The organism is Armatimonas sp. (genome assembly GCF_043757465.1).
In the GTDB taxonomy this organism is placed as follows: Bacteria; Armatimonadota; Armatimonadia; order Armatimonadales; family Armatimonadaceae; genus Armatimonas.
Window position 1 is genome coordinate 1 of sequence record NZ_JAYVPL010000061.1, and the last position, 25,324, is coordinate 25,324.

At 59.0% G+C, this 25,324-nt stretch carries 21 protein-coding genes and 1 pseudogene; 9 read left to right on the forward strand and 13 right to left on the reverse strand.

The annotated features are described in order from the left end of the window. The first annotated feature begins 79 nt into the window (after nucleotides 1–79). Complete coding sequence (locus tag ACH2ED_RS07775; RefSeq protein WP_395089929.1) at nucleotides 80–361, forward strand: hypothetical protein; 282 nt, start codon at nucleotides 80–82, stop codon at nucleotides 359–361. Here ACH2ED_RS07775 and ACH2ED_RS07780 read toward each other — a convergent pair. The 6 genes from ACH2ED_RS07780 to rimO form a co-directional block, all read right to left on the reverse strand. Beyond that, nucleotides 347–2,458 carry a PQQ-binding-like beta-propeller repeat protein gene (locus ACH2ED_RS07780; RefSeq protein ID WP_395089931.1) on the reverse strand — a complete coding sequence of 704 codons (2,112 nt, stop codon included), beginning with the start codon at nucleotides 2,456–2,458 and terminating at the stop codon, nucleotides 347–349. The genes ACH2ED_RS07775 and ACH2ED_RS07780 overlap by 15 nt on opposite strands. A 197-nt stretch (nucleotides 2,459–2,655) precedes the next feature. Continuing rightward, nucleotides 2,656–4,668: an alpha-amylase family glycosyl hydrolase gene (locus ACH2ED_RS07785; RefSeq protein WP_395089933.1), complete on the reverse strand. Its 2,013-nt coding sequence runs from the start codon at nucleotides 4,666–4,668 to the stop codon at nucleotides 2,656–2,658. After that, nucleotides 4,665–6,647 carry a penicillin-binding protein 2 gene (mrdA, locus tag ACH2ED_RS07790; RefSeq protein WP_395089934.1) on the reverse strand — a complete coding sequence of 661 codons (1,983 nt, stop codon included), beginning with the start codon at nucleotides 6,645–6,647 and terminating at the stop codon, nucleotides 4,665–4,667. Before mrdA ends, ACH2ED_RS07785 begins: the two co-directional genes overlap by 4 nt. Before the next feature lie 2 nt (nucleotides 6,648–6,649). After that, nucleotides 6,650–9,142, reverse strand: coding sequence for a transglycosylase domain-containing protein (locus tag ACH2ED_RS07795; RefSeq protein WP_395089936.1), 2,493 nt, complete (start codon nucleotides 9,140–9,142; stop codon nucleotides 6,650–6,652). A 25-nt stretch (nucleotides 9,143–9,167) separates the two neighbouring features. Beyond that, on the reverse strand, nucleotides 9,168–11,174 hold the full coding sequence (locus ACH2ED_RS07800) for a hypothetical protein (RefSeq protein WP_395089937.1): 2,007 nt from the start codon (nucleotides 11,172–11,174) through the stop codon (nucleotides 9,168–9,170). A 2-nt stretch (nucleotides 11,175–11,176) separates the two neighbouring features. Further along, entirely contained in the window at nucleotides 11,177–12,526 is a 1,350-nt protein-coding gene (rimO, locus tag ACH2ED_RS07805; RefSeq protein WP_395089939.1) for a 30S ribosomal protein S12 methylthiotransferase RimO, read from the reverse strand. Nucleotides 12,527–12,674: 148 nt separating this feature from the next. Here rimO and ACH2ED_RS07810 point away from each other — a divergent pair, with 148 nt between their 5' ends. Both ACH2ED_RS07810 and ACH2ED_RS07815 read left to right on the forward strand, forming a co-directional pair. Beyond that, nucleotides 12,675–13,949 carry a hypothetical protein gene (locus ACH2ED_RS07810; RefSeq protein WP_395089941.1) on the forward strand — a complete coding sequence of 425 codons (1,275 nt, stop codon included), beginning with the start codon at nucleotides 12,675–12,677 and terminating at the stop codon, nucleotides 13,947–13,949. Nucleotides 13,950–13,965: 16 nt separating this feature from the next. Beyond that, nucleotides 13,966–14,286 (forward strand): annotated as a pseudogene (locus ACH2ED_RS07815) (endonuclease domain-containing protein); the annotation flags it as partial. A gap of 186 nt (nucleotides 14,287–14,472) precedes the next feature. Here ACH2ED_RS07815 and ACH2ED_RS07820 read toward each other — a convergent pair. The 6 genes from ACH2ED_RS07820 to ACH2ED_RS07845 all read right to left on the reverse strand — a co-directional run bounded on the left by ACH2ED_RS07820 (nucleotide 14,473) and on the right by ACH2ED_RS07845 (nucleotide 19,944). Continuing rightward, on the reverse strand, nucleotides 14,473–16,233 hold the full coding sequence (locus ACH2ED_RS07820; RefSeq protein WP_395089942.1) for a formylglycine-generating enzyme family protein: 1,761 nt from the start codon (nucleotides 16,231–16,233) through the stop codon (nucleotides 14,473–14,475). A 131-nt stretch (nucleotides 16,234–16,364) separates the two neighbouring features. After that, nucleotides 16,365–17,300, reverse strand: a complete 936-nt coding sequence (locus ACH2ED_RS07825; protein ID WP_395089944.1) for an ABC transporter ATP-binding protein — start codon at nucleotides 17,298–17,300, stop codon at nucleotides 16,365–16,367. Beyond that, on the reverse strand, nucleotides 17,297–17,677 hold the full coding sequence (locus ACH2ED_RS07830) for a HEPN domain-containing protein (RefSeq protein ID WP_395089945.1): 381 nt from the start codon (nucleotides 17,675–17,677) through the stop codon (nucleotides 17,297–17,299). The genes ACH2ED_RS07825 and ACH2ED_RS07830 overlap by 4 nt, the downstream gene beginning before the upstream one ends. Beyond that, a complete protein-coding gene (locus ACH2ED_RS07835; protein WP_395089946.1) occupies nucleotides 17,661–17,969 on the reverse strand; it encodes a nucleotidyltransferase domain-containing protein in 309 nt (102 codons plus the stop codon). The genes ACH2ED_RS07830 and ACH2ED_RS07835 overlap by 17 nt, the downstream gene beginning before the upstream one ends. Nucleotides 17,970–17,974: 5 nt before the next feature. Continuing rightward, nucleotides 17,975–19,018 (reverse strand): ABC transporter permease subunit, encoded by a 1,044-nt coding sequence (locus ACH2ED_RS07840; RefSeq protein ID WP_395089948.1) that lies wholly within the window; start codon nucleotides 19,016–19,018, stop codon nucleotides 17,975–17,977. After that, a complete protein-coding gene (locus ACH2ED_RS07845) occupies nucleotides 19,015–19,944 on the reverse strand; it encodes an ATP-binding cassette domain-containing protein (protein ID WP_395089949.1) in 930 nt (309 codons plus the stop codon). Before ACH2ED_RS07845 ends, ACH2ED_RS07840 begins: the two co-directional genes overlap by 4 nt. Before the next feature lie 158 nt (nucleotides 19,945–20,102). Here ACH2ED_RS07845 and ACH2ED_RS07850 point away from each other — a divergent pair, with 158 nt between their 5' ends. Genes ACH2ED_RS07850 through ACH2ED_RS07870 form a run of 5 tightly spaced genes read left to right on the forward strand, consistent with a single transcriptional unit; the run spans nucleotide 20,103 to nucleotide 23,479 of the window. Then, complete coding sequence (locus ACH2ED_RS07850) at nucleotides 20,103–20,687, forward strand: sigma-70 family RNA polymerase sigma factor (protein ID WP_395089951.1); 585 nt, start codon at nucleotides 20,103–20,105, stop codon at nucleotides 20,685–20,687. Between the two features lie 5 nt (nucleotides 20,688–20,692). Further along, entirely contained in the window at nucleotides 20,693–21,232 is a 540-nt protein-coding gene (locus ACH2ED_RS07855; RefSeq protein ID WP_395089952.1) for an anti-sigma factor family protein, read from the forward strand. Between the two features lie 5 nt (nucleotides 21,233–21,237). Then, entirely contained in the window at nucleotides 21,238–21,552 is a 315-nt protein-coding gene (locus tag ACH2ED_RS07860) for a zinc ribbon domain-containing protein (RefSeq protein WP_395089954.1), read from the forward strand. Between the two features lie 3 nt (nucleotides 21,553–21,555). Then, nucleotides 21,556–22,548 carry a Gfo/Idh/MocA family protein gene (locus ACH2ED_RS07865; protein WP_395089955.1) on the forward strand — a complete coding sequence of 331 codons (993 nt, stop codon included), beginning with the start codon at nucleotides 21,556–21,558 and terminating at the stop codon, nucleotides 22,546–22,548. Nucleotide 22,549: 1 nt separating this feature from the next. Next, nucleotides 22,550–23,479 carry an alkaline phosphatase family protein gene (locus ACH2ED_RS07870; RefSeq protein WP_395089957.1) on the forward strand — a complete coding sequence of 310 codons (930 nt, stop codon included), beginning with the start codon at nucleotides 22,550–22,552 and terminating at the stop codon, nucleotides 23,477–23,479. On the opposite strand, the gene ACH2ED_RS07875 is transcribed toward ACH2ED_RS07870, so the two are convergent. After that, complete coding sequence (locus ACH2ED_RS07875; RefSeq protein WP_395089959.1) at nucleotides 23,466–24,515, reverse strand: lactonase family protein; 1,050 nt, start codon at nucleotides 24,513–24,515, stop codon at nucleotides 23,466–23,468. The two genes, ACH2ED_RS07870 and ACH2ED_RS07875, sit on opposite strands and share 14 nt — an antisense overlap. Before the next feature lie 128 nt (nucleotides 24,516–24,643). Between ACH2ED_RS07875 and ACH2ED_RS07880 the strand changes: the two genes are divergently transcribed. Then, on the forward strand, nucleotides 24,644–25,216 hold the full coding sequence (locus ACH2ED_RS07880) for a hypothetical protein (protein WP_395089961.1): 573 nt from the start codon (nucleotides 24,644–24,646) through the stop codon (nucleotides 25,214–25,216). Nucleotides 25,217–25,324: the final 108 nt, after the last annotated feature.

The window sequence follows — 25,324 nt, forward strand, 5'->3', positions numbered from 1 at the left end:
TTACTTTAACGCGACGATGGCTAAGCCATTTCGTTGGACTTATACCGGGAAGGTTTTGACTACCTAATATTATCAAAATTTGTGCCGAGCTGTACTAGCCTTTGGCACCGAGGCCCAGCTCATGCGCACCCGCCCCGAAGAGCACTTGAGCTTCACCGTGGAGCGTAATATCGTGTGGTCGGGGACGCCAGGGAAGAACTTTATCCTGCGCTTTGGCAATGCAGAAAAAGACGACTTTCGGCTCAAGCCTGGCTCTCCTGCTCTGGCGCTGGGCTTTGTGTCCTTTGATCTAGGCGCGGTCGGGCCGCGCGGGCGCAAGCGCCTCACCGTCCCAGCGGATGTCTGGCTAGGGGTGAGGTAACGCAAAGGCAATGTACTTGCTGCCCTTCGGGTCGTTTGGACGTCCCTTGCTACCCTCTGCACAGACCACGATGAACTGACGCCCCCCGACCGAGTAGATCGCGGGCGTGGCATTGGCGGAGAACGGCAGTGTGGTCTCCCATAGAAGCTTGCCGGTGCTCTTATCGAATGCCCGCAACTTACGGTCGTAGTTCGTTGCGGCAATGAAGATCAGTCCGCCCGCAGTCACTACCGGGCCGCCGTAGCTCTCGCTGCCAGTGTCCTTTAAGCCCTTCGCGGCCAGCTCCGGGTACTCGCCAAACGGTATTTTCCAGGCGATCTCCCCGGTATGGAGGTTGATGGCGTTGAGGGTGCCCCACGGCGGCGCGATCGCAGGGTAGCCTTCGGGGTCCAGGAACTTGCGGTATCCCGTGAAGCGATAGTCCAGGGTCACCGCTGCGGGCTCGTCCGATTCGATGGGTTTACTCTCGCCGCTCAGGATGTACTTGGCCACCGCCTTGATCTCGGAGTCGGATAAGTTCGGGTAGCCGGGCATACGTCCTGCGCCCTGACGGGTGATCTTGAAGATCGCGGCCTCGTCCCACTTTGGCCCCATGTTCACTAGCTTGGGAAGCTGTGGGGGAGATCCGGCCATCGTGTCGCCGTGGCAGTTGGCGCAGTTTTGCAGATAGAGCTGCCGCGCGGACTTAACCGTGTCGTTCTTGGCAAGGCTCGATGTCCAGGCCATCTCGTTGGCATTGACGTAGAGAAGCCCTGTCTCGGGGTCGAAGGCGGGACCACCCCATTCCGCGCCACCGTCGAAACCAGGGAAGATAATTGTCTCCTGGCCAACACGGAAAGGGACGAAGGGGCCGCCGCCGTGGAACGTCTTGAATTTCTCAAGAGCAAAGCGATGCGCCTCGGGAGTGCGATTGGTCAGCATGTCTTCCGTGAGGAGCTGCCGGGCAAATGGCTCGGGCTTGGTGGGCAGGGGCTGAGTCTTGGACGCGACTTCGCCGGGAACATCGCTGGGCGGATACTTACGAGACGCAATGGGGAAGAGCGGCTTTCCGTTCTTTCGCTCGAAGACATAGACATGGCCGGTCTTGGTGGTCTGAGCAACGGCATCCACCCAACTCTTGCCGCGTTTGACACGAACCAAGGCGGGCTGCGAGGGGAAATCGCGATCCCAGATATCGTGCTTGACCGCCTGGAAATGCCAGACACGCTTGCCCGTGTTCGCATCCAGAGCAATCAGGCAGTTGGCAAAAAGGCCATCGCCCACACGGTCGGCCCCGTAGAAGTCGCTGGCAGCCGATCCGGTCGGCACGAACACCAGTCCCTGCGCGGCATCCACCGTCATTCCCGCCCAGTTGTTGGCCGAGCCCGATACCTTCCATGCCAGTTTCGGCCACGTCTTATAGCCAAACTCGCCCGGATGGGGAATCGTGTGGAACGACCAGCGTCGTTGGCCCGTGCGCACATCGTAGGCGCGAATATCGCCGGGAGTGGCCGGAAGCCCCTCGGATACCCGGCCTCCGACAATCAGCAAGTCTTTGAAGATAACCCCGGGGGTGGTCAGGATGAGGGACTGCTTGGCAGGATCGCGACCGAGGCCCTGACGCAGGTCAATCTTTCCGTTCACGCCGAAGCTCGGGATGGGCTTGCCGGTCGCGGGATCCAGTGCATAGACAAAATGGGTGACAGCCGTGAAGACGCGCCGCTCGCCGCCCTCCGTCCAGTACGAGACTCCTCGATTCGCCCCGCGTCCGATGATGCCCGAATCGAAGCGCCAGAGCTGTTTCCCTGTTGCCGCATCGAGCGCGACGAGCTTATGCTGAGGCGTAACAGCGTACAGAACGCCGCCAGCAACGAGCGGTTGCATCTGGGTACCGCCTGGTCCCTCCTCGCAATCGTAGGTCCAGGCGACCTGAAGTTGGCCGACATTCGAGCGGTTGATTTGGGTGAGACTGGAGTACCGGATGGAGTCGGGGCCGCCGCCGTAGGCGGGCCATTCCGTCTGGCTGGCGAGCTGCTGCGGTGCGGGAAGGGGTGTTTTTGATCCCGTGTTAGCCGACAGGAGCAGTGCCCCAAAGAGAGCCGCCGGCATCCATCTCATTCGTTTCATCATATTCAGTCCTTAGCGCGGCTCGACCGGCCACCAAAGCCACTATCAACGGCCACCAAGCCCCTCCAAACCAAGGTAATCCGCCACTGTATTTCTCGCTTCAATTTGAGCGCAGCTCGACATGCAGCCCGTGGCACTCCGATGAGAGCACAGGCGCTCCCAGATACCCGAGGCTCTCAGGGCCGAATCTACTGGATCGCAGCGGGAATGCCCTCGGAGCGGGTTTCCGAGAGAGCGTTTCTAGTGAGAACCAGTGCGCACCGGCTAGGCAGATAAACTTGGACACTCTGCCCTGCTCCCCCCACCGCCACGGGCTCCCAGATAAAGCGGCTACCAGCTACGATCCGCTCTTGGCCGCCGAACTCAGCGCGATCCGTGTCTAGCAAGAGGCAGTAATCTGTGGCCTCAGGAATCGGAATCCGTAGTGCGGAGAGACTCCGAGTGGGGTGCAAATTTGCCGCAATCACCAGATCCGCGCTCTGGTAGATCAGCAGGTGATTGTCTTCGTGAAGAGCCAGCAACTCAGGCGGCTCTGTGGGCTGCGGGAGGTGCATCAAGGCGGCGTCGAAGGCCTTCAGCAGTCCGTAGCGCAGAAACGGGCTGTCGGCGAGTGACCACTGACGGCGTGCGTAGGTGTAGCTCCAGTCATTGTCCGCGCGCGGAAAGTCCACCCACTCCGGGTGTCCGAACTCATTGCCGATAAAGCCCAGCCAGCCCTCGCCCGCTAGCGTGTAGGTGAGCAGGCGGATCAGCTTATGGAGCGCCATCCCTCGATCCACGACCAGGCTCTCACGGCCAATCGTCATCTCCGTGTACATCTGCGACCCCATCAGCCGAAAGGCAAGAGTCTGATCCCCCACAATGGACTGATCATGGCTCTCGGCGTAGCCGATATGCTTCTCGTCCCAGCGCCGGTTGGTCAGTGTCGCCCAGAGCTGCCCCACTGACCAGGCCTCATCCGGAGTGTCTTTGGTGAGCTTGATCCAGAAGTCAGGGACGCCCATTGAGAGCCGGTAGCCAAAGCCTACCCCGCCCTCGGTAACGGGCCGACAGAGCCCGGGCATCCCGGAGACATCCTCTGCAACTGTCACTACCTCAGGCTGAATCTCCTGCGCGAGTGCATTGGCAAGCTGAAGATAGCAAAGCGCGTCGTCGTCAACATTGGCGCTGAAGTAGTCCGGGTAGCCGTTAAAGTCACGGATGCCATGGTCGTGGTAGAGCATGCTGGTAACGCCATCAAAGCGGAAGCCATCAAAGCCGTACTCCTCCAGCCAGTAGCGGATATTGGAGAGCAAGAAGCGTAGCACTTCGAGCTTACTGTAGTCAAAGCAGCGCGAGTCCCAGCCACTGTGGTAGCCGCGTGGCCCGTCGTGGAAGTACTGCCACTCGGTTCCATCAAAGCGACTCAGGCCCTCCCTAATATTCTTGACGGCGTGACTATGCACCAGATCCATCAGCACGCGCAGCCCCAGTGTGTGGGCTGTCTGAATCAGTGTCCGTAGCTCATCCGGGGTGCCAAAGCGGCTGGAGACACCGTAGAAACTACTCACATGGTAGCCAAACGAGCCGTAGTAGGGATGCTCCTGAATCGCCATGAGCTGCACGGTATCGTAGCCCAGCGCAGCGATCCGGGGAAGGACATTGGCCGTGAACTCGGCGAACGTCCCCACTTTAGCGTCTTCCTGTGCCATCCCGACATGGGCCTCGTAGATGCGCAGTCCCGTGGGGGTTCCCCCACTATTGGAAGCGGGGGGGGTAACAGGCGCAAACCAGACCTCGCCGCAGAAGTCTTTCGTTGTAGCGTCTTGTACCGCGCGGCGAATATAGGCGGGAATGCGATCCAGGCGACTGTCGTCGGCGCCATGAACATGCACCTTAACACGGCTTCCTGGAGGTAGTGCGCTCCCCGAGAGAGTCACGTGCCAGGTTCCGTGCGCATCACACGCGAGCGGCGTTGCGCGGCGATCCCAGCCATTAAAATCCCCGACCAGGTGCAGGCTCTTCGCCGCCGGAGCCCACTCGCGGTAGGTCACGAAGCCGTCAGGGGTGCATGTGAATCCAAAGTAGTGGTGTCCTTGGCTGATAGACCCTCTCAGCACGCCAAGCTGCTCCCGCAGCGCGTCGTAGTGTGCCAGCCGTGCCTGGATCACCTCGCTGTAGGCAGAGAGGGTCGGGTCGCGGCGAACCAGCTCAGGAATCATCTTCGACGTCCACGGCGGGTCGGTAGCTCCTCTTCTTTTGTGGTCGGGGGGGTGGCTCCCTTGTAATAAGCCTCAATCACCGCGCGTGCTATGGGTGCACAGACCCCTCCTCCATGGAAGTTATCGCCGGGCTTGGTCGCTTCCAGCAAAACGCAAACTGCAATGCGAGACTCCTCGCCAGGCCGAGTAGCGTAGCAAGTAAACCATCCATGAGCCTTTCCGGCGAAACCTGTCTCGGCAGTGCCACTCTTACCCGCCACGAGAATTCCGGGGATGTCTGCCGCCTTACCAGTTCCGCGCTCCACGACTGCACGCATAGCTGTCTGAAGCTGTCGAAGGCTGCTCTGATCCAGCCCCAGCTCACCGACACGCTCGGGTTTATTGTCGAATAGCACTTTATTTGGATCGTCGCTATCAACAATTTTCTCCACAAGCTTGGGCTTCCAGATCGTCCCCCCGTTGCCGACGGTCGCAGCGACGACTGCCATCTGGAGCGGAGTCGCCTCATCGAAGCCCTGACCGATAGCCATATCAGCAAGATTGCCACGCCACCAGCCTTGATTCTTTTTCTCACGCGCCCATTTCTTCGACGGAACCGTCCCCTGTTTCTCGCTAGGCAGGTCAATCCCTGTCTTACTACCCAGCCCAAACCGGTGCGCCCAGTCTGATAGAACCTCGTCCCCAATTTGAAAACCTGCTTGAAAAAAGAAGACATTACAGGACTGTGCGAAGGCGGAGAGAGAGTCTATTCCCCCGTGACTTCCCATACACTTCTTCTTTTTCTTCCCCACCATGATGTATCCTGGGCAGTTGGCCCCGCTGGGAAGCCGATGCGATGCAAGCCCGGCGGTCATGGTGATAATCTTAAAAGTTGAGCCGGGAGGATACTTAGAGGTTGCGCGGTTGAGCTCCGCCCCTCCCTCCTGCATCTGAGCCACATCCGCATTTGTCCGGGGATGGGTCCAGAGAGTCAGGTCGTAAGTCGGTGCGCTTGCAAGTGCCAGAATCCGGCCACTGCGCGGGTCGAGTGCCACAACGGCTCCTGGTCGCCCTGCGAGCGCCTTCTCCGCGACCTCTTGAACCTGGGCATCCAGAGACAAAACCAGGTTCGCGCCTGACTTAGCCGGCTCTTTAGTCAGCTCTTTACGCCGTCGCCCACGACCATCCACCTCAAAGGCTTCGTAGCCGAGCGTGCCGCGCAGGTACTGATCGTACTCTTTCTCCAGTCCTTGCTTGCCGATCCAGTCGCCTCCCCGGTACTTTTTATCCAGAGGGTAGGCCATAATGCTAGGATATTTGAGTTCTTCAACACTCACGGGGCCGGTGTATCCCAGGATATGGGTCGCGCGTTTCAGATGGGGATACGAACGGATCGGAATGACTTGCACCGAAATCCCTGGCAGATCATCCTGGCGCTCGTAGAGGCGTGCCATCAGGCGACGGTCAATATTCTCGCGAATAGGAATCAGGTCATTTTTTCCTCCCCGTTTCGTTCGAATCTTCTCATTAAGCTCGGGGCGAGGGATTTCAACAAGCTCGGCCACACGGTCTAGATATTGCTGAACTCTACGCGTCGCCTCACGCTCTTTAGGAGTGGGCAGGCGAGGTTTCTTGGGTTTCACTGGTTTTGTTTTGTCTATTTTTTCGGGATCCACAATCTTCAAGAGAGCGGCCAGGCTAAAGACCTCATCGGGGTACAGATAGACCGCAAACTGGGGGGCATTGGTCACCAGAGGTTGCCCCTTACGATCCACAATGATCCCACGGGGTGCCGTCGTCTGCACTCTCTGGCTCCGATTAAGGAGCGCCTTATCCCGGTAATCGTCGCCGCGAACGATCTGGAGGAGCCAGAGCCGACCCGCCAGTACGAAATAAAATACCGTCAGCACGACAGCGACCAGTAGAATACGCCCCATGCTGATCTCTTCGCTGGGCTGGATTGGTGTGGGCAAAGGAGTGAAGTAGCGTCGCCTAGACATTGCTAGCGCCCCTCTTCACCCGGTCGTGCCCGGTGAAGCGTGCAGGCACGGATATTAATGCCTGCCGGGAAGCGTCGTGTCACCTTCTCAGGGCAGTAATCGGTCGCTCGCTTGCTACTCTCGGAGCAGATCAGTACTTCGACTTCACTTGCGGCAGCTTCTCGTGGTGCTTTAGTTTCGTCGGTCGTCCCCAGCTCGGCTTCGCGCTCCCGGCGCAGTCTCTCTAGCTCGCTGCGCTGTTCCTCTTCACGAGCGAGATCGCGCCGTCGCCGACGGCGCGGGGCGGGACTGGGCGTCGGTTCTACTGGCTCACCAGGCTTAAGTGCTGCATCAGGCGTCTTGTGCAGCCCACAGGTCGCGATCTTCGTTCCTTGGGAAAAGGTCTTCTCCACCACATCAGGGCAGAAAGCTGTGGCACGCTTGCTACTTTCCTCGCACATCACCACGACCATCTCGCCGTCGTCGTTTGTCCGATCCGGTCGCGGGGTGGGGAGAGCCTTGGCAGCCTCAGCAAGCTGCTTTTGTCGGTCTTCTGGGAGCGCAATGGGCTCCAGCCCGGCGCGCTGCTGGATGGGTACGGCGGCCTGCATGTAACGCCCCCAGATCGGCGCACAGACATGCCCCCCCGTGGCATCGCTGTCCATCACCAGATAGCGCTCATTCATCTTTGGCTTGCCAGTCTTCTTATCAAGAACTGCCTTGCCTTGCTTATCAAGCTTAGGTTTAACCTCACGATTACACGCCCAGATCGCTGTCACTAGCTCCTTGGTGTACCCAACAAACCAGGTATCCCGGTTATCTGTGGTCGTCCCCGTCTTACCCCGTGCCCCTTCAACCACATTGGCGGCCTTCGCGGTACCACGCTTCACCACGGCTTCCAGACAGAGGCCAATATTAGCGGCCGTTGATTCACGAAGTACTGCTTTGGTGATCCGAGGCTCGTTGCGCTCCAGAACATTTTTCTTTCCGTCTAAAACCAGGCGGATCGCAATTGGGCTAGCATGATCACCCCCATTGGCAAACGTCGAAAAAACGCTGGCCATCTCCAGGGGGGTGACAAGTGATGTTCCCAAACAGATACTCAAATCATTGGAGGGCATCTTAGACTTGACCCCCATCTTCTTGGCAAGATCCACCACGGCAGACCAGCCCACACGCTGGATGAGCTGTGCGGGAATCGTATTGAGCGACTGCGCGAGCGCATCCTCAATGCTATAGCTACCGCCGTGCCCCCCTTTACCGCCATAGTTGCGTGGCCAGGTCTTGCGCCCAAGCTTTAGGGGACGATCAATCATCTCGGTATTGGGGCTGTATTTTCCCGTATTGAAAGCGGCGGCATAGACAACGGGTTTGAAGGAGGAGCCTGGTTGGCGCCCTCCTTGGGTAGCGAAGTTATAGAGGCTCTTTTCGTCCACGCCGCCTGCCATTGCACGGATCCAGCCGGTGTGAGGCTCCAGGCAGATCAGCGCCCCCTCCGTCACCTGGCGTCCACGCTCGCCACGGATTCCGGCACGGAGAATCTCGTCGGCCCGCTGTTGCATCTCCCAGTTGAGGGTAGTATAGATCTTCAAGCCCCCTTGCAAGACCACCTCCGGCCCATGGCGCGCGATCAGTTGCCGAAGAACATAGCGCACAAAGTGAGGAGCTTTGTACTCCTCGGAGACAACCCGTGGCTCATTGGGCTGAATCTTTATCTTCTCCGCACGGGCCTGATCGTACTGCTCCTGGGTAATTTTCTTGAGCTCCAGCATCTTTCCCAATACAGTATTACGGCGCTCCAGAGCGGCATTCAGACGTCGAAAAGGGTAGGTATCTTTGGGGATCTGCACCAGCCCTGCAACCAGGGCCGCTTCGGAGAGAGTGATCTTTTTAATGTCCTTGCCAAAGTAGAGTTTGGCAGCCATCTTGACCCCGTAGATCTGACCGCCGTAGTTCACTTCATTGAGGTAGCGCTCCAGGATCTGATCCTTGGTCATGCTCCGCTCAACCTGGTAGGCAAGAAGCGCCTCTTGGAGCTTGCGCCGCTCCGTCTTTTCACGATTGCGCAGGATGACGTTTCGGACAAGCTGCTGGGTCAGAGTAGAGGCTCCCTCCCCACGGCGGGCTCCGGACGCGTTTTTGTAGAGGGCTCGGACAATCCCACGAAGATCAATTCCGGGATGGGAATAGAAGCGCTGATCCTCAATGGAGACCGTCGCATCGCGCAGAGTCTGCGGAATATTGACAAGATCCTCCCGCTCCTGAAAGCGGGAGTAGATCTCGCCGAGCAAGACTTTGTCCGTGGAGTAGACCTGGGTAATACCTCCCGCTGTCTCCTGGTTCAGAGCGGTGGCGTTTGGCATCCCTACAGTAGCCAACTGCACACGCCCCCCTGCCCAGAGCAAACCGGAGATCAGTGCCGTGAGAATCAACGCGGAGAGAATCCCCAAAAAGGCACCGAACCGGCTGATCCAGAGGCGGAAGCCGCCTTTTCTGCGTCTGCGTGGCCGTCCCATGATCTACCCCCTTATGTTTACCCGCTTAACGTTTTAGGTACTTGCGCTTGGTACGATCTGTCCCCATATCCCGTTTTTTGGTATCGAAGCGCCACTGCCCTGTCCCTGCCTTCTGCACGAAGCAGAAGTAGTTCGAGAGGATCGAGGCCAGTTTCCGGCGCGTCACCCGCCGCACGACATTCACTTCGGTCAGAAGCTGAACAAAGTCAAGCCCCCGGGGATACTCCCCAAGTAGCTCACAGACAATATCAAATGTCGCCACATCGCCAGACTCCTCGGCCTGCTCACGCGCACTGAGAAGTTCCGCATAGCGCTCCTGGCTAAGATAGACCTGAGGATCCGTCTCCTCCAGAACCTCCACACGAAACTCGTAGGAGCGCGGGGTGCTGGTCAACTGGAAACAACCGCCCGAGTCAGCGACGATCTTCTCGTAGAGAGAGAAGAAGTTGAAGGCAAGGCGGCGCTCGTTATTAACGATAATCTCGTGCGTGGTACCGTCTTCCTCGCGAAGAGTCACTTCCACAACGGGCGCATCACTGGGGAAGAAGCCATCGGGAAGCTGGCACAGAGGAAAAGTCCCAATCTCTTTATGATGCGCCTTCACGATCAGTGTCACTCTGGAAGAGTCTTCGAGAGAGCCTCCCGTGTAGTCTTCTTCGTCATCGCCCGCATCCTGAGCGAGCGGCAGAAGCAGATCCTGACGCAAGCTCCCCGCGAATCCCTCATCCTCGATCTCTTCGTCCATGATCTCACCGTCCATGGAGACAAACTGGAGATCAGGGAATGCCAGAAACTCGGGCAGATCAAAGACAAAGGGAGGCAGAGAATCGGCCTCTCGGAAGCGACCGGCCCCGACAGGAACAAAGCGTGCATCCGCCTGAAGCGCCACATCGAGCAGGGCAAGATCATTCTTAAAGGAGGGATCTCCCGGCACGACTTCGTACTGAAGGGCGAGCAGCTCGGCCACTTCAACAGGCACACCACGCTCACCTAGCACGGTAAAGATCGCCGCCAGGTCTTCGTCCGAGACGGACAGTGGCTTGACCGTATCCTCAACCACGGGCTCCGGCTCCGGCACTAGCACCACAGGCTCCGCAACCACTTCCGGCTCCACCACAGGCTCGGCAACAGCCACCACGGGCACAGGTACAGGCGCGGGCGCCTCCTCGGCCTCCTCGGTCAGCAAGGTCACACGATCCGCCAGCAGACGCTCTAGCTTCTCGGCAGCCTCACGCGTGATCCAGCGCCCCTTACCCTTCTCCGCGCTCAGCCACACCAGTCGGCTCTCGCTCAGACAGGCAGCCAGGTGCGCACGGGGATCGTAGCTCGCCCCCAGCTCAGACCAGGCAAGAACCCCTAGGAGCCGGTGGGAGATAGGACGTCCCTTAAGTGCCGCGACTGTCTTGTAGCTTGCCTCTCCATAGGTAGTCTTGGACCAGCCCACTTTCGCGGAGAGTGCCTTGAAAGGAGTGAGAGCCTCCGGTTTGATCTTGTTGTCCAGCGCGACCTCAGTGAGATCCTCTGCATCTACCGAGGGGAGCCACTCGGCCAAGCCGTAGGAGCTTCCGGGGCCTTTGAAGTAGAGGTTTTCATTGGCGAGCACCTTACTGAGGAGGCCAAAGTAGACCTCCGCCGGGCGATCATAGATGACGGAGAGCTCGGTGGCGAGCTGTGCGGTGGAGAGAGGCTTGCCCGCCCGGCGGATCACGTCCATCAAGTTGCGCTCCAGCGAGCGCGTCGTGTCCATGTAGCGCGCCTTCAGGTTCCAGAGGCGAGCCATGAGAACAAAGCGCGAGGACGCTTCGTGAGCATCTCGATCCAGAGCACCGCGCACCAGCGCAAACCCAACATGCGTGTGATTGATCTCCTGCGCGAGATCAGCAACCTTAGATGCCTCACCGCGCTCCAGGAGCGCATCGTATACCAGATCAGAGAGGTAGATATCCGCAAGCAGGTTATCCCGCTCCATCTCCGTGAGCGGACGCACCGCGACCGCGACCTTATTGGCCGTGGGCATTTTCTTCGTAGCCAACGTTATCCTCCAGAAACTTCCGCAATTAAGTCATAGGGCTCGGCAGCAGTGATACGGACACGCAGCCAGCTTCCCAGCTCGGCCTGCGCTCCCCTCACCCGCACCGTCCCATCAATCTCCGGGGCATCTCTCCAGGAACGCGCAATGAGCGCCTCCCCTTCGTGCCCCTCCACGAGAACGTCCAGCTCCCGTCCCACCAGCACCTGATTAGCGGCTAGAGAGATCGGCTGCTGCAATGCCATCAGCGCACGCCGTCGCTGCCGAGCAATGCGCTCCGACACACGCGGACGTAGCTCAAAACCGGGGGTGCCCTCCTCCGGGCTGTACTCAAAGACCCCCAGCCTATCAAAGCGTGCTTCCCGGACAAACGCGCTCAGGTGCTCAAACGCTGCCGCATCCTCCCCCGGAAAGCCCACCAGAAAGGTTGTTCGGACGGCGATATCAGGCATAGCCGTCCGCAAGCGCTCTAACAGACGATAGTACGAGGAAACCGACCCTCCGCGTTTCATCCGTTTTAGCATTCCATCGTCGCCGTGCTGCAGCGGAATGTCCACATAGTGTGCGACATTGGGAGTATCCGCCATGGTCTGGATCAGCCGGTCGGTCATCATGGTAGGGTAGCAGTAGAGCAAGCGCACCCACTTGAGCCCCGCGATCTTGCCCAGCTCGGCCAGCAGGCGCGGCAGGGCCAGCTCTTTGTAGAGATCCATCCCGTAAGCGGTGGTGTCCTGTGCGATCAGATTCAGCTCGATGGCCCCACTGTCTACCAGGCGCTTCGCCTCGGTGACAATGCGCTCCAGCGGCTTGGAGCGGTGCTTCCCTCGAAAACTGGGAATAGAGCAGAAGGTACAGGCATGATCGCAGCCCTCGGAGATCTTTAGGTAGGCGGTCCAAGGAGCGGTTGCCCGCACACGCGAGGGTGGAATCAGCGGATACTTCTCGGTGATTGGCTGGACAAAATTATTCCCCAGTACCGGAAGCACCATGGCCCCGCGCCGCGCAAAGACCACGTCGGCAATCTGCGTGGCGCTCTGGATCCCAAAAAGACCATCCACGTCGGGCAGGTCACGGGCTAGGGTCTCCGCGTAGCGCTGGGCTAGGCAGCCCGCCACGACCACTTTCGAGATCTCGCCACGCTCCTTGCGCGCCAGTGCCGCCCGAATCGCCGCCAGACTCTCCCGCTTCGCGCTCTCAATGAAGGCACAGGTATTAACCACTACCACATCGGCAGCAGCATCCCCATCTACAAGTTGTCCTCGTCCGCCCTCTGTCAGAGCTCCCAGGAGCTCCTCAGAGTCCACCAGATTTTTTGGACAGCCCAGGCTTACCAGGCCAATCCGTACCTTCTCCACAGTCTACGCCTCAAAATCCTCTATAAACATTAAAAATGCCGCCGTCACCAAACAGGCACAAGCGGCGATTCTAATATTATACGTCGTGCATTCAATTCTGTCAATTAACAACAACTACTAATAACTTACATACGGTACAATGAGCCTCGTGTTTCCTCTTTTGCGTCTCTACCTGCCCCTCGCCCTGAGCTTTGAGCTCATGATGCTGGAGGGGCCCTCGGTACAGTGGGCTATTGGGCGGCTCCCGGAGATCCCCACCAATCTTGCGGCGTGGGGCCTCACCATGCAGCTCTCGCTTCTGATCGAGAGCCCTGTGATCATGCTGCTCGCCACAGCAACGGCGCTGGTGAAGAACACCGATACGTTTCTTGCCCTCCGCACGTTTATGCTGCGCCTCGCGCTCTGGTGCACACTCCTCACCGCCGCCATCGCCTTCACTCCCCTCTTAGATTTCATCTGCCTGAGCCTGCTCGGCCAGCCCACCCCGATTGTGGAGGCCAGCCGCCTGCCGCTCCAGCTCATGCTCCTTTGGAGCGGCGCGATTGCCTGGCGACGGTTTCATCAAGGGGTTCTCGTCCGCCAGGGCCGCACCGCGCTCGTCACCTACGGCACCGCAATTCGCCTGGCCGCCGTGATCCTGCCCGCCCTTGCGCTGGTGGCCTGGGGCAAGCTCTCCGGCGCGGCGACGGCGGCGGTTGCGATCATGGTCGGGGTGCTCGCCGAAGCCCTCTCCGCCAGTAGCTTCGCCCGCGCCGTGATCCGCACTCTGCCCACAGTCCCCGAAAAAGGCGACCTGCCGCTTACGCAAAAAGCGATCGCCAAGTTCCACACGCCCCTCGCTATGACCACGCTTCTCACGCTGGCCGCCGGGCCACTCACCAGCGCCGCCATTGCCCGCCTCCCGTTTGCAACCCAGACACTCGCCGCCGCGCCCGTGGTCTTCTCCGCGCTCTTGCTCCTGCGTGGCTGGGGCTTCGCCGTCCAGGAGATCACCGTGGCGCAGCTCAAGCGCGGCACCGTGCCGGAGACCACACTCTCGCGCTTTGCAAGTATTATCGGGGTGGGTACCTCGCTCGCCGCGCTTATGATGGCCCTCACCCCGCTCTGTGGCCTCTATGCGAGTGCCCTAGGGGTTCCCTCAGATCTTCACCCTCTCATCCGTCAGGGAGTTCTCTGGGGCGCACTTCTGCCCCTGCTCGCCGCCCTAAGCTCCTCGGTTAGAGGCGTCTTGGTGGCGCGGCAGCACACCGGCGCGATCTACAAGGGCATGGCACTGGGCCTCAGTGTGCAGGTGCTCGTGCTCGTCGCAGGCATCGTCGCCCGCTTCCCGGCCCTCCCACTCGCCTCACTTGCCTTCACGCTGGGCGGCATCGCGGAGACGGCGTATTTGATGGCGGCACAAAACCCCATGGTCGCCCCGTGACCGCCGCTCTGCCTCTCTCCGGCGCGAGATCACCGATGCAGAGAAGCGGGTTTGGGAGGCACTACGGCGCGACCAGTGCGACGGCTTGCGCTTTCGGCGACAGGAGGTGCTGGATCAGTACATCGCGGACTTCTACTGCCCCGCTCTCAAGCTGGTGGTGGAGATAGATGGCACGAGCCACGACAGCCCCGAGGCACAGCGCTACGACCAAGACCGGACGGAGTCGCTTTTCGAGGCACGCGGCCTGCGGGTGATTCGTCTACGCAACGAAGCCGTGCTACGCGCCACCCCCGAGCAGATTCGGCAGGCAATTCGGCGGAGGGTAGCCAACCTCTAACCCCCAGCGCTTTATTGCCTCCCCCCGTCTCCGTTCGTCCCTCACTACGCCGACCCCCTCCGGCTCCGCGAAGGGGGTGCAAGAGGGTGTAAGAGTCGCGCCATTCTCACGCCACAAAACCCTCTTCGCAAGGAGGCACGAGCGAGAGCCGGAGAGGGTCGTGCGCTAAAGCGCGGGGAGAGGAAGCTATGGGGAAGACAGACGGAAACCGTTGTAAATGTTCGCGTTGTCGGGGGTGACCCCGTCCCGGTAGGCGCAGCGGAAGTAGACCGGGTCGCCGCTGCCCCAGAAGCCGCCGCGAAGTACTCTGTACTGACCACTAGAGGGGCCGACAGGGTCGGTTTGAGCAGCACTAGGATAGCTCTCAGCCCACCAGTCAGAACACCACTCCCAAACATTACCTGCCATGTCCTGCATGCCAAAAGGACTCACACCGGCAGTACGGCTACCCACAGGAGCAGTAGAGCGAGCACCCACATCGTAGTTAATACAGCGGCTCGAATCCCACGTATTACCCCAAGGCCATTTTCGACCATCACCACCACTCGCCGCATACTCCCACTGAGCCTCCGTAGGCAGCTTCAGCCCAGCCCATGTGCCGTAAGCAACCACATCCTCCCAGGTTACCTTCACCATAGGATTGCTATCTCTATCTACCCAGCCCCAGCTTGGCGCAGAGGGCATCGAGCGACCCGTCGCAGTGCAGTAGGCTCTGTACTGCCCCACCGTCACCTCGTACTTACCCATCCAGAAACCAGAGAGCGTCACAGAATGCACAGGCCGCGCCAACTGGAGGTAATAATTCGGATCAGTGTCGTTCGTGCCCATCTGGAATGTACCACCGGGCACCCAGATCAGCGCGGAGCCGTCTTTAGGGTTCGTCCACTCCTGACCCGCAGTAGGATTAGAGGGCGGGCCACCAGGATTTGGAGTAGGAGTGGGAGTCGGGGTGGGAGTCGGGGTGGGAGTCGGGGTGGGGCGCTCGAAGGAAATGTCAACTGTTTCAGGAACCAAAAAGCCTTCAGGGGCCTTGTAGGCCAACAAAAAAGGATTCGATTTCGGAGTAGTCTCCTCAGAGAAATCAATCGAGAGATTACCACCACTGTCTTGACGACTCTTAAGGTCTTTCACACCAGACGTAAACAACAGCCCCAACAAGATACCGGCCACTAGGGGAGTGGCAATCGCAGCCGCAGACAAAGCCGTAATCGTACCCCCCAACAACGCGATCACTCCCGCCAGAGTGAAGGCTGTTGTGCCCGCATCAATCAGACCCTCAGCAATTTTTAACAGCATCACGCGCTGCGCACTGCCAAAAAGAGAGCTATCGCCAAGCGACTCGGAAGCCGCACCAAGCCAGTTTGTTACAGCACGGCTGCGTGGCCGTGCTGGAGCCGTCTCAGGCAGGGAGATAGGCAGCGCACGCGTTCGAGGAAGAACCTCCGCCCGTACACGCTCGCCGGTGCCGGAAGTAAAACGAATGCTCCCCTGGTGAAGGCCATCCGTGCCAAAGAACCGCAGAATAATCCCACTTCCATCAGGAACAACGGTCACAGCAGCGCCCGTACTGGCATCCGAAATCAGCGAAGGCATTCCGTCAGCCCCCAAGAGAACCCGCGCAAAGCCTGTTCGCCCATCCGTCGAAGCAATCGCCTGAGTGAAAGCGGTTGGCAAACCAGACGAATCTGCGGTGCCCCAAATACGGCCCTGAACCGTGCTATGCTTCACATCCGCCAAAGCTCGCTGGGAGGACGAGGCTCCCACCGTTCCCTCCACAGGCTCGGAGCGTAGTGCCGTCAGCCATGTGGTAGAAGTCGAAAGCGGCGGTTTAATGGCCTCTCCACCACCACCACCACAACCGTAGAAAACGCCCGAAGTCAGCAGGAGAAACCCACCCGCCTGCATCAGAAACCCACGCCGCTTCAGAACTTTATCCGCCTTCATCATGCACCTCATCCCAAAAGAATCTGTGCTATTTTAACCGATAAAATGCAAGTTTCGCAGAATGTCCATTTCACCCCCTTCGCGGAGCCGGAGGGGGTCGCACAAGCGAGGAACGAGCAAGGGCGGGGGGAGGCTTACGCATCCCCGACGAGATAACGAAACACGGATTCAAGGTTGTTATCCGGCGAGTGGAAGCGCTCGATGAAAAACCCACCCGCGAGCGCGAGCTGAGGAAGCGCCCCGTAGAAAATATCCGGCTGGTGGGTCTCGACCTCGATCAGCTTCTCACTCTTGGCATCCACCCGCGCCGAGAGCACAAACGGCTGCGCAATTAACAGTGCCGCCAGCTCGCGCGGGCGATCCGTGGTCAGGCGAATATGGTGCGGGTGCTTATCAATCTGGTCACGAATGTCGTGGATGTTGCCCTGCGCCAGAACGCGGCCTTTAAAGATCACTAAAATGCGATCCGTGATCTGCTCCACTTCGTAGAGAATATGGCTGGAAACTAAGACGCACTTGCCGCGCGCCGCGAAGCCCTGCATCAGCTCCACCAGCTCGCGCCGCCCCACGGGATCTAGACCGTTGAGTGGCTCGTCCAGAATCAGAATATCCGGGTCATGGACAATCGCCTGCGCCACTTTGATGCGCTGGCGCATGCCCTTCGAGTAGCCTCCGATACGCTTATCGCACCGATCCGCCATCCCGACCTGCTCCATCACATCCTGAACTTTTGCCTTCGCGCTCGCTCCCTGAATCCCGTTCATCGCCGCCAGAAGGGTCACGAACTCACGCCCGGTCAGCTCCTCGTAGAAGTTATCAATCTCAGGACAGTAGCCCAGCCGCGCCGCCAGTGCCGGGTTCGCAAACGGCTCCATCCCCAGCGAGAGAACGCGCCCCGTGTGGGGACGAAGCTGCCCGGTAATGAGCTTGAGGAGCGTAGACTTACCCGCACCATTGGGGCCAAGAAGCGCCGTCAATCCAGCAGGGAGCTGGAAAGAGACATCGTTCAGGCCAATAATCTGCCCGTGCCAGCGCGACACCCGCTCCAGAATAATCATAGGCTGGCTCATATACCAAGCTCCCGCCGGGCAAAATCACGGATGCGTTCAAGAGCAATCAGTCCCTGTTTAGCATCCAAAAGAGTCGCTGAGGATCCTGGATAACGAAAGTTAACAACATAGTTTGTCAACAAAGCACACTCCGGCATCAACGTAACCCAGAAGGGATTTAAAGAGCTAATAAGACTAAGTAAAAGCTGGAGATCATGAGTTTTTGGAATGGGGATTCCGTTTTCTTGTAAAATAGCTTTTAAGTATTTCTCCGCACACTGTTGGGTGTGAAAACATGCCGAGTCGTAGTTGGGAGATTTACGTGCACGACGTTCGCGCAGAGCAGTGGCAAGATCACCCTCCGCTTTATCTACCCATTCTTCAGTGAGTAGTGTCATAGAGTATTTTGCCTTTCTCCGTGATTTCACGCAAAAAAGAATCGCCTAATCGCAAGCGTTCCTGAAGTTGTTGCGGGGTATAGACAATAACATCCATCGAAAATCCACTATGAACAGCCAGACGAATCGCGGTTTGTTCTTGGAGGGGCGATCCTTCGAAGGGTAAAACGACAAGCAAATCCACATCGGAGTCTTCATGAGGAGTACCGTAGGCATACGAACCGAATAAGATAATTCTGTCTGGATGAAATCTTTCCACAATCCGGTCTCGGACATTTGTGATCGCTTCCATGGAAATCATCCGCTGATAATCTCCACGGCACGAATTTTTCGGTGTGCAGCAGCCAGTGGCAGAACTACAAAGGCGGCACCGAGAGCTACCAGCGGCCAGGTCAGCGGAGGGACGAGCCGACGGGACTGGGGTGCGAACTGGAACGGATGGTCCTGTGGCTTCACGTGCAGCAGATTCATCGCCAGCCCATCGGTCACGCCCCCAACACTGGCATCGCGGATCGTCATCGCACGCGCCAGCGCCATCTTCGCGCCGGGGGTCTCGTTATCAATCTCCGTCATGGCGTTTTTCGCCAGGATATTTCCGGAGATGAGGGTAAAGACGCCCACGATAAAGTAGAGCGACGCGAAAGATGCTCCTGCTTGTCGCCCGCCCTTGGACCACGCCGAGAAGCCCACGACCAGGCTCGCATTGAGCATCGGAGCAATCAGAGTCGCCATAAACAGCCGGGGCAGAAGATACGGGTTCTGGGTCCAGAAGCCCTCGTCGTAGTAGCTCGTCAGCAAAAAGACATAGATCAAGAGAGTGGGAATGGCCGAGATACACCAGAGCAGCGAAAAGACCCCGAACCACTTACCTACCAGATAGTCTAGTTTGGAGAGCGGGCGCGAAAGATAGACGAGTAAAGCATTGGCCTGGTTATCCGCCGCAATACAACCCGCTCCGATAATCAGTGCCTCGATAAAGACCATCAGCCAGCTCTCGGTGACGCACAGATAGCAGCAGGCGGCGTAGGTAAACACTCCCTGGCCACGCCCGAAACCGCGCCCTCCCCCGCCGCCGCCACCACCTATATCACCAATAGCCCGGGTAACATTGTGATTCAGGAAGAAAAACAGCCCAAAGAACAAGTGGATCAGGACAATCATCAGGAGAGGCATCCAGAACCCAACCTTCTTGATATTCGTGCGAACCACCGCCTGGGCAATTACCCACCACCCCGCACGTACCGTGCGCAGGGGACCGTCGTAGTTTCGGTAGGTGCGGTCCGCAATCAGGCGCGGTGTGCTTACTGGGCTCGCAGCGCTTACCGGGTTCTCTGTGCTCATTCGGAAACGGCCTCCATAAAGACATCCTCAAGGCTACGCTCAGCAGGACGGAAGCCGCGCACCTGCGCACCGGAGACAATCGCGGCATCGAAGATCAATCGGTGCGGGTGCGTCTCCGTCTCCGGTAGGTCAAAGCGGCAGGAGCTCCCGAGCTGATGCACCAGGCTCGCCCCACGTACGCCCATTGCGCTCACAAAACCATCGGAGAAGAGACGCAGCTCCACATCGAACTGGACTCCCTTGGTCTGCTTGAGCGCCGCAATCGGCCCTTGCTTCACCACTTCACCGCGCCGCATCACTACCACCGAGTCGCAGGTCTTCTCGATATCGGGCAACAAGTGCGACGAAACCACCACCGAGAGCCCCTTGCCATGGCTCACATCGCGCACCAGCTCCAGCATTTCGTCGCGCCCCGCCGGGTCCAGTCCGTTGGTGGGTTCGTCTAAAAAGAGGAGCCTCGGACCGTGTACCAGCGCTTGGGCAAGCTTCACCCGCTGGCGCATGCCCGTGGAGTAGGTTTCGACATTGCGGTAGCGTGCCTCTCCAAGGCTGCACCACTCCAGCACCTCATGAGCCCGGCGCATCGCCTGCTCGGGCGGCATCCCGGCGAGCTCCCCGGCGTAGGCCACGAAAGTAACAGCGTTCATTCCCGGAATATGGCAGTCCTGCTCCGGCATCAGCCCGATCTTCTGACGAATGCTCTTGCCCTGCGTTGCGACATCGAGCCCGAGCACCTGTGCCCGCCCCGACGTGGGAGACACAAACCCAAGCAGCGTCTTGATCAGGGTCGTCTTGCCCGCGCCATTTGGCCCAAGCAGCCCCACGCAGCCCTCAGGAATCTCCAGAGAGAACTGCTCCAGAACGGTCTTGGCACCGTAGCGCACGGTCAAATCGGAGACGGAGGCGATGGAAGGCGTATCAAGCATTATTGTCGGGCTATTGTAGCACAGCCACAGCGCTTTCGTCGGCTGCCATTCTATTGGGAGGAAGACAGAGAACTTTTCGCCGCAGAGGCTTGTCTAATAAAAAATAATTCGCGGCCCTGGGAACGCGGCATGGGCCTTGCACGTAAAGTAGAGTAACTATGGCGGAGAGCGAAGCACTAGCTATTGAGAACCCCTCTTTCGGGAGTGGTTCTGGAGGCGTCTTTGAGCGTCTGATGCAGCGCCATCGGAAACAGGCCTATCATGTCGCCTACCGGATGACGGGCAACCACGCAGACGCCGAGGATCTTCTTCAGGAAGCGTTCCTGCGTGCCTTTCGCTTCTTTGAGAACTACCGCCGCGACCTGCCGTTTGAGAAGTGGCTCTTCCGCATCATGACCAATCTTTTTGTGGACGGCGTTCGTAAGAAAAACAGGATGCGGGTCACGAGTCTCGATGCCCCTATTTGTGGAGACTCCGAGAGCAACCTTTATTTGGATATTCCCGATGCACGCACGGAGCCCGAGCGGGTCACCCTCCATGAGGAGCTTGACGAACAGATCCAGCGCGCGCTGGCCTCCCTCCCTGCCGACTTTCGCAAGACAGTGATTCTAGCTGACATCGAGCAGCTCTCCTACGAGGAAATCAGTAAGCTGACAGGCTGTACGATTGGCACGGTTCGCTCCCGGCTGCACCGAGGCCGTAAGCTACTCCGTAACAAACTCGAAGGCTTTAGTCTAAGGTGAGCCTGGTGTCCTGCCGTCACTGCTGCGAGCGTCTCTCTGCTTTTCTGGATTCTGAGCTTCCTGCCGAGGAGCTAGCCGAGATTCGGAGCCACCTGGAGCGTTGTGCAGCCTGCAATATCGAGTACCGCGCCCTGGCAGAAACCAAGCGTGCCCTCGCTTCTCTGGGGGCGCGTGTCTCCCGTGAGGAGATCGAGCGCTTGCTGCAAACCGATGTGGGTGATGCCGTGCGCCGCTACGCCAGCATGCCAGTTAGCCCCCGAACTATCACCGCTGCAATTCTCTCTATAATCGGGCTCTGTGTGGCAACCGCACGATTCACCACACGGGAGAGCAGCCGCCCTCTGCCTGAAGGGGCTTACCTGGTCTCACAGCCCGGCCCCTACGGAAGCGTGCGCTACTCCATCCTCGAGGTACGGAGTGTCCACCCGCTACCCGCCGAAACCTGCATCTCAATGCCCAGTAACGCCATGCTCTTCTGCGCTCCCACGCCACAGCCTGCGAACAATAAGGGCTTCTTTTTTCAAGCCAGCTTTACCACCCACTAACTCCTATGCCGATCTTTGAGTTTGCCTGCAACGACTGTACGCTTGGGCGTTTCTCGGAGCTGGTCGGCGTGTTGGCAAGCCCGACTCCGGTACAATGCCCACGCTGCAAGAGTCACAATGTCAAAAAACTAGTCTCCCGGTTCGCGCGGATACGCTCGACCGATGAAGCCCTAGACTCTCTGGCCGACCTGGCCGACCGCGTGGATGAGAGTGATCCCAAGTCCATGCGCCACCTGATGAACGAGGTGGCCCACGGAATGGGCGATGACCTGACGGGCGATGATGTGCAGGAGCTGCTGGAGACCAGCGAGGAGTTGTAGACAATGCGTTTTGGAGTTGCGGTACTCGGGCTGGACCACTGGTACACGGCCCACGGTGTCTGTGATATTGCGAGCAAGTCGGAAACAGTCGCGCTGATCGGGGTGAGTTCCCCGGAGCCGACACACCAAGGCTGGGCCCGTGACAAGTACCCCGAAATTATCGTCACCGATGACCCGGCCACTCTCTGCAACCGCGACGATGTACATTTGGTGGCGATCTGTGCCCCGACTGCCGCTGCCCCCGCGCTGGCCAAGCACGCGCTCCGTGCCGGTAAGCACGTGGTTGCCGTCAAGCCCGCCGCACGCTCTCTCCCCGAGCTCGATACCGTAATCGCCGAAGCCGAAGCCGCCGGGAAGTTCTACGGCTCGTTCGAGGGAATGCAGCGCTTGACGCCCCGTGTGCAGAAGCTCCGTGAGCTGATCCATACGGGCGCGATTGGGACGCCGCTCTCCTACCATCAGATCGGCCACGGTGGGCTGCCGTCGCCGTGGCCCGGCCAGCCCGGCGGTTCTCCGAGCTGGTGGATAGATGCCACGCAGGCTCCCACGGGTGCCTGGGCCGACCACGCGATCTACGCCATTGATCTCGCACGCTTTGTCTTTGGCGGCGAGATTGTCTGGAGCGCCGGGCTGATCGAGAAAAGAGTGCATACCGAGCTGGCTCTTGAGGACTACGGGATCGCGCTCCTCAAGCTCCAGCCCAACACGGGCGGCTCGCCCGTCTCCCTCATGCTCGAAGACACTTGGGCCGCCGCGCCCGGCGGCGGTGCGCACCGTGTGCTCTTTATCGGCACCCACGGCACGATTCGCCCGGAAGGCAACGACTGGGTGGTGAGTGCAAACGGCGAGGAAACACACCATACGCCCACCCCCTCACCGTTTTTCCCCCTAGATATCCTTGCCGACGCGCTCACGACCAACGCCCCTATCCCCTGGAGCGCCGCCGACGCGCGTGCGAACCTTGCGGCATGTTTTTCGGTGTATAGTACCCAATGAAATGAGACTTCTTTCTTTCGGCACGCTGGCTCTGGTTCTAACCCTCACCACGACGATGGCACGGGCACAGTTCCCTATCGCGCGGCCTGATCATGTCGTGGTGGTGATCGAGGAAAACCATGGTTACAGCCAGATCATCGGCTCTAGTGATGCCCCCTATATTAATAGCCTCGCTGCGGGCAGTGCCCTCCTCACAAACTCTCATGGGGTCGAGCGCCCCAGCCAACCGAACTACCTTGATCTTTTTTCAGGCTCTAACCAGGGAGTCACCCACAATAACGACCCCGGCTTCTTCAGCGCTCCCAGCCTCGGCGGCTCCCTGGTAACGGCGGGCTTCACGTTCACCGGCTATGCCCAGTCCATGCCCTCCGTCGGGTTTACCGGCCTAGTGGGTGGGCCGGGGAATCGCTATGTCCGCAAACACAATCCCTGGGTTGATTTTCTCGACGTCCCCACCACCGCTAACCGTCCCTTCACGGACTTCCCCACCGACTTCAGCCAGCTTCCCACGGTCGCGTTTGTGGTTCCCGATCTCGTAGATGGAATGCACGACGGCACGGTGGCACAGGGGGACTCGTGGCTTCAGGCGAACCTGGGGAGCTATGCTACCTGGGCCATGACCCATAACTCCCTACTCATTGTCACCTGGGATGAAGACAACTTCACGCCCGAGAACCACATCCCAACACTTTTCTATGGCCCCATGATCGCAGCCGGGCTGTCCAACCAGAACGTTAATCACTTTAATGTCTTGCGGACTCTCGAGGACATGTACGCTCTGCCCCTACTCGGGCAGAGCGCTTCCGCGCAGCCACTGCTCCTTGGCTCCAACGCCCCAGAGCCCAGCAGTGGCCTTCTGACACTCAGCGCCGCTCTCCTGCTACCCGTTACCTTAGGCTCCTTACGCTGCCGTCGCCTTACCCAAATATAAGACAAACGGGCGCGGGGACTTCGATCTTCGTGCCCGTTGCGGTGAGCTTCCCCGTCTTTTTGTCAATTCGAAACGCGATAATGCTATCGCTATTTTGATTCGCGGCGAAGAGGAAATTTCCTGACGGATCAATCGCGAAGTTGCGCGGAGTCTTGCCCTGCGTGGACTCATTGCCGACGGTTGTCAGTTTGCCATCCACCCCAATCGAGAAAATTGCGATGCTGTCGTGGCCACGGTTGGAGCCGTAGAGAAACTTACCATCCGCACTCACATGGATATCAGCGCAGGAGTCTGTGGGCTGGTAGGGGCGAGGCAGTGTGGTGATGGTCTGAAGCTCACGCAGTGCGCCCGAGGCTTTGTCCCAGGCAAAAACCGTGACCGTGCAGTCTAGCTCATTGATGGCATAGACAGTGGGTTTCTTGGGGTGAAAGGCAAAGTGGCGCGGGCCGCCACCGGGATGCACGGAGGCAAACGCCGGATCGTTGGCGGCGAGTTTTCCGGTTTTAGGGTTGGGGCGAAAGATCTGGATCTTGTCCACGCCCAGATCGCAGCCGTAGGCCAGCTTATTGCTCGCATCTAGGTTGATAGAGTGCGCATGCGGGGCTGTTTGGCGCGCTTTATTGGGGCCACTACCGCTGTCCTGAACCGTGTCACTGGCAGGGCGTAGCGAGCCGTCGGGATTGACGGGTAGCATCGCGAAAGTGCCACTGGAGTAGTTGGCCACCAGCACATGGCTCCCGGTCTTGAGCACCGAGAGATGACAGGGATCGGCCCCCTGCGAAGGCTGCTGATTGACATAGGCCAGCGCGCCACTTTCCGCATCATAACGAAACGCAGCAACTTGCCCCTCGCCTGTTTCCGCCGTGGCAAAAAGCCGGTGGTTCTTGCGATCCGCCACCAGAAACGAGGGATTGGTGATCTTGGGGATGTTCTGCGCAATGCGTGCCCATGCCCCGGTAGCATCGTCCATGCGAAAGGCGTAGACCCCGTCGCTCTTATTATCCTTGGTATACGTGCCCACAAATACTAAACTCATGAACGCATTATACCCGCCTAGCTACCGGAGACGCCCCGGTCATGAGGCGGCCTCCATGCGCTACAATACTGGTATGAAAAACGCCCACAGAACTCCGCAGTCAGCGGCCTCCAGCGGGCGGTTCTGAAGTGAAACGCATTGCCTTTATTTGCGTAGCCAATGTCCTCTATGCTTGGACATGCTACCGAGATGCGCTCCGCCCCCCCAGTGAGCTGTACCCTCTCGCGGCCGCAACGGGCCTTCTCCTTTTGGTGGGTGGTGTCTTTGGCCTAACCCTTCTGCTTCACGCAAAGACAGCACACCGTCTCCGTCTACTCACGCTCATTTTGATACTATTGCCAATCCCCCTGGGCTCGTATGCCAACCAAACAGGCTATGCAAACCGACAAAAACGCTTTGAACAAGATCTCCCCGCACTGAATCAGCTTCGTGCCCGGGCGCTACAGAACCAGCTCCCCCTCAATAAGGGCGAGATAGCTCTCCCCGCCTCACTAAGATCTCTAGCCCTCACAGCACAGCTTACGGGAGAGCTTGGTTCGCGGCAACTTACCGTTGTGGTCGCAGGAAACTTCATCGGCTTCTTTGCTTACATCTGGCGAGAGGATAACTCTCCTCCAAAACAGGCCCAGAAATATGAAATCTATGCCTCCACACCACGAGGGAACGGCTGGTACGAAGCCTGGGTGAGCAACGGGCATTGAATTCGCGACGGCACGGTCATTCAGTTTTAACCTCCCCCTGCCTCGTTCCTCGGCTTCCCCCTCCGGCTCTCGGTCGTTCCTCCCTGCGAAGGGGGACAAAATAGGAAT

Excerpts from the sequence above, each read along its gene's own strand:
- ACH2ED_RS07780 (WP_395089931.1), bottom strand. The coding sequence starts at position 2,458 with ATGAGATGGATGCCGGCGGCTCTCTTTGGGGCACTGCTCCTGTCGGCT.
- ACH2ED_RS07785 (WP_395089933.1), bottom strand. The coding sequence starts at position 4,668 with ATGATTCCTGAGCTGGTTCGCCGCGACCCGACCCTCTCTGCCTACAGC.
- mrdA (WP_395089934.1), bottom strand. The coding sequence starts at position 6,647 with ATGTCTAGGCGACGCTACTTCACTCCTTTGCCCACACCAATCCAGCCC.
- ACH2ED_RS07795 (WP_395089936.1), bottom strand. The coding sequence starts at position 9,142 with ATGGGACGGCCACGCAGACGCAGAAAAGGCGGCTTCCGCCTCTGGATC.
- ACH2ED_RS07820 (WP_395089942.1), bottom strand. The coding sequence starts at position 16,233 with ATGATGAAGGCGGATAAAGTTCTGAAGCGGCGTGGGTTTCTGATGCAG.
- ACH2ED_RS07825 (WP_395089944.1), bottom strand. The coding sequence starts at position 17,300 with ATGAGCCAGCCTATGATTATTCTGGAGCGGGTGTCGCGCTGGCACGGG.
- ACH2ED_RS07830 (WP_395089945.1), bottom strand. The coding sequence starts at position 17,677 with ATGACACTACTCACTGAAGAATGGGTAGATAAAGCGGAGGGTGATCTT.
- ACH2ED_RS07835 (WP_395089946.1), bottom strand. The coding sequence starts at position 17,969 with ATGGAAGCGATCACAAATGTCCGAGACCGGATTGTGGAAAGATTTCAT.
- ACH2ED_RS07840 (WP_395089948.1), bottom strand. The coding sequence starts at position 19,018 with ATGAGCACAGAGAACCCGGTAAGCGCTGCGAGCCCAGTAAGCACACCG.
- ACH2ED_RS07845 (WP_395089949.1), bottom strand. The coding sequence starts at position 19,944 with ATGCTTGATACGCCTTCCATCGCCTCCGTCTCCGATTTGACCGTGCGC.
- ACH2ED_RS07850 (WP_395089951.1), top strand. The coding sequence starts at position 20,103 with ATGGCGGAGAGCGAAGCACTAGCTATTGAGAACCCCTCTTTCGGGAGT.
- ACH2ED_RS07860 (WP_395089954.1), top strand. The coding sequence starts at position 21,238 with ATGCCGATCTTTGAGTTTGCCTGCAACGACTGTACGCTTGGGCGTTTC.
- ACH2ED_RS07865 (WP_395089955.1), top strand. The coding sequence starts at position 21,556 with ATGCGTTTTGGAGTTGCGGTACTCGGGCTGGACCACTGGTACACGGCC.
- ACH2ED_RS07870 (WP_395089957.1), top strand. The coding sequence starts at position 22,550 with ATGAGACTTCTTTCTTTCGGCACGCTGGCTCTGGTTCTAACCCTCACC.
- ACH2ED_RS07875 (WP_395089959.1), bottom strand. The coding sequence starts at position 24,515 with ATGAGTTTAGTATTTGTGGGCACGTATACCAAGGATAATAAGAGCGAC.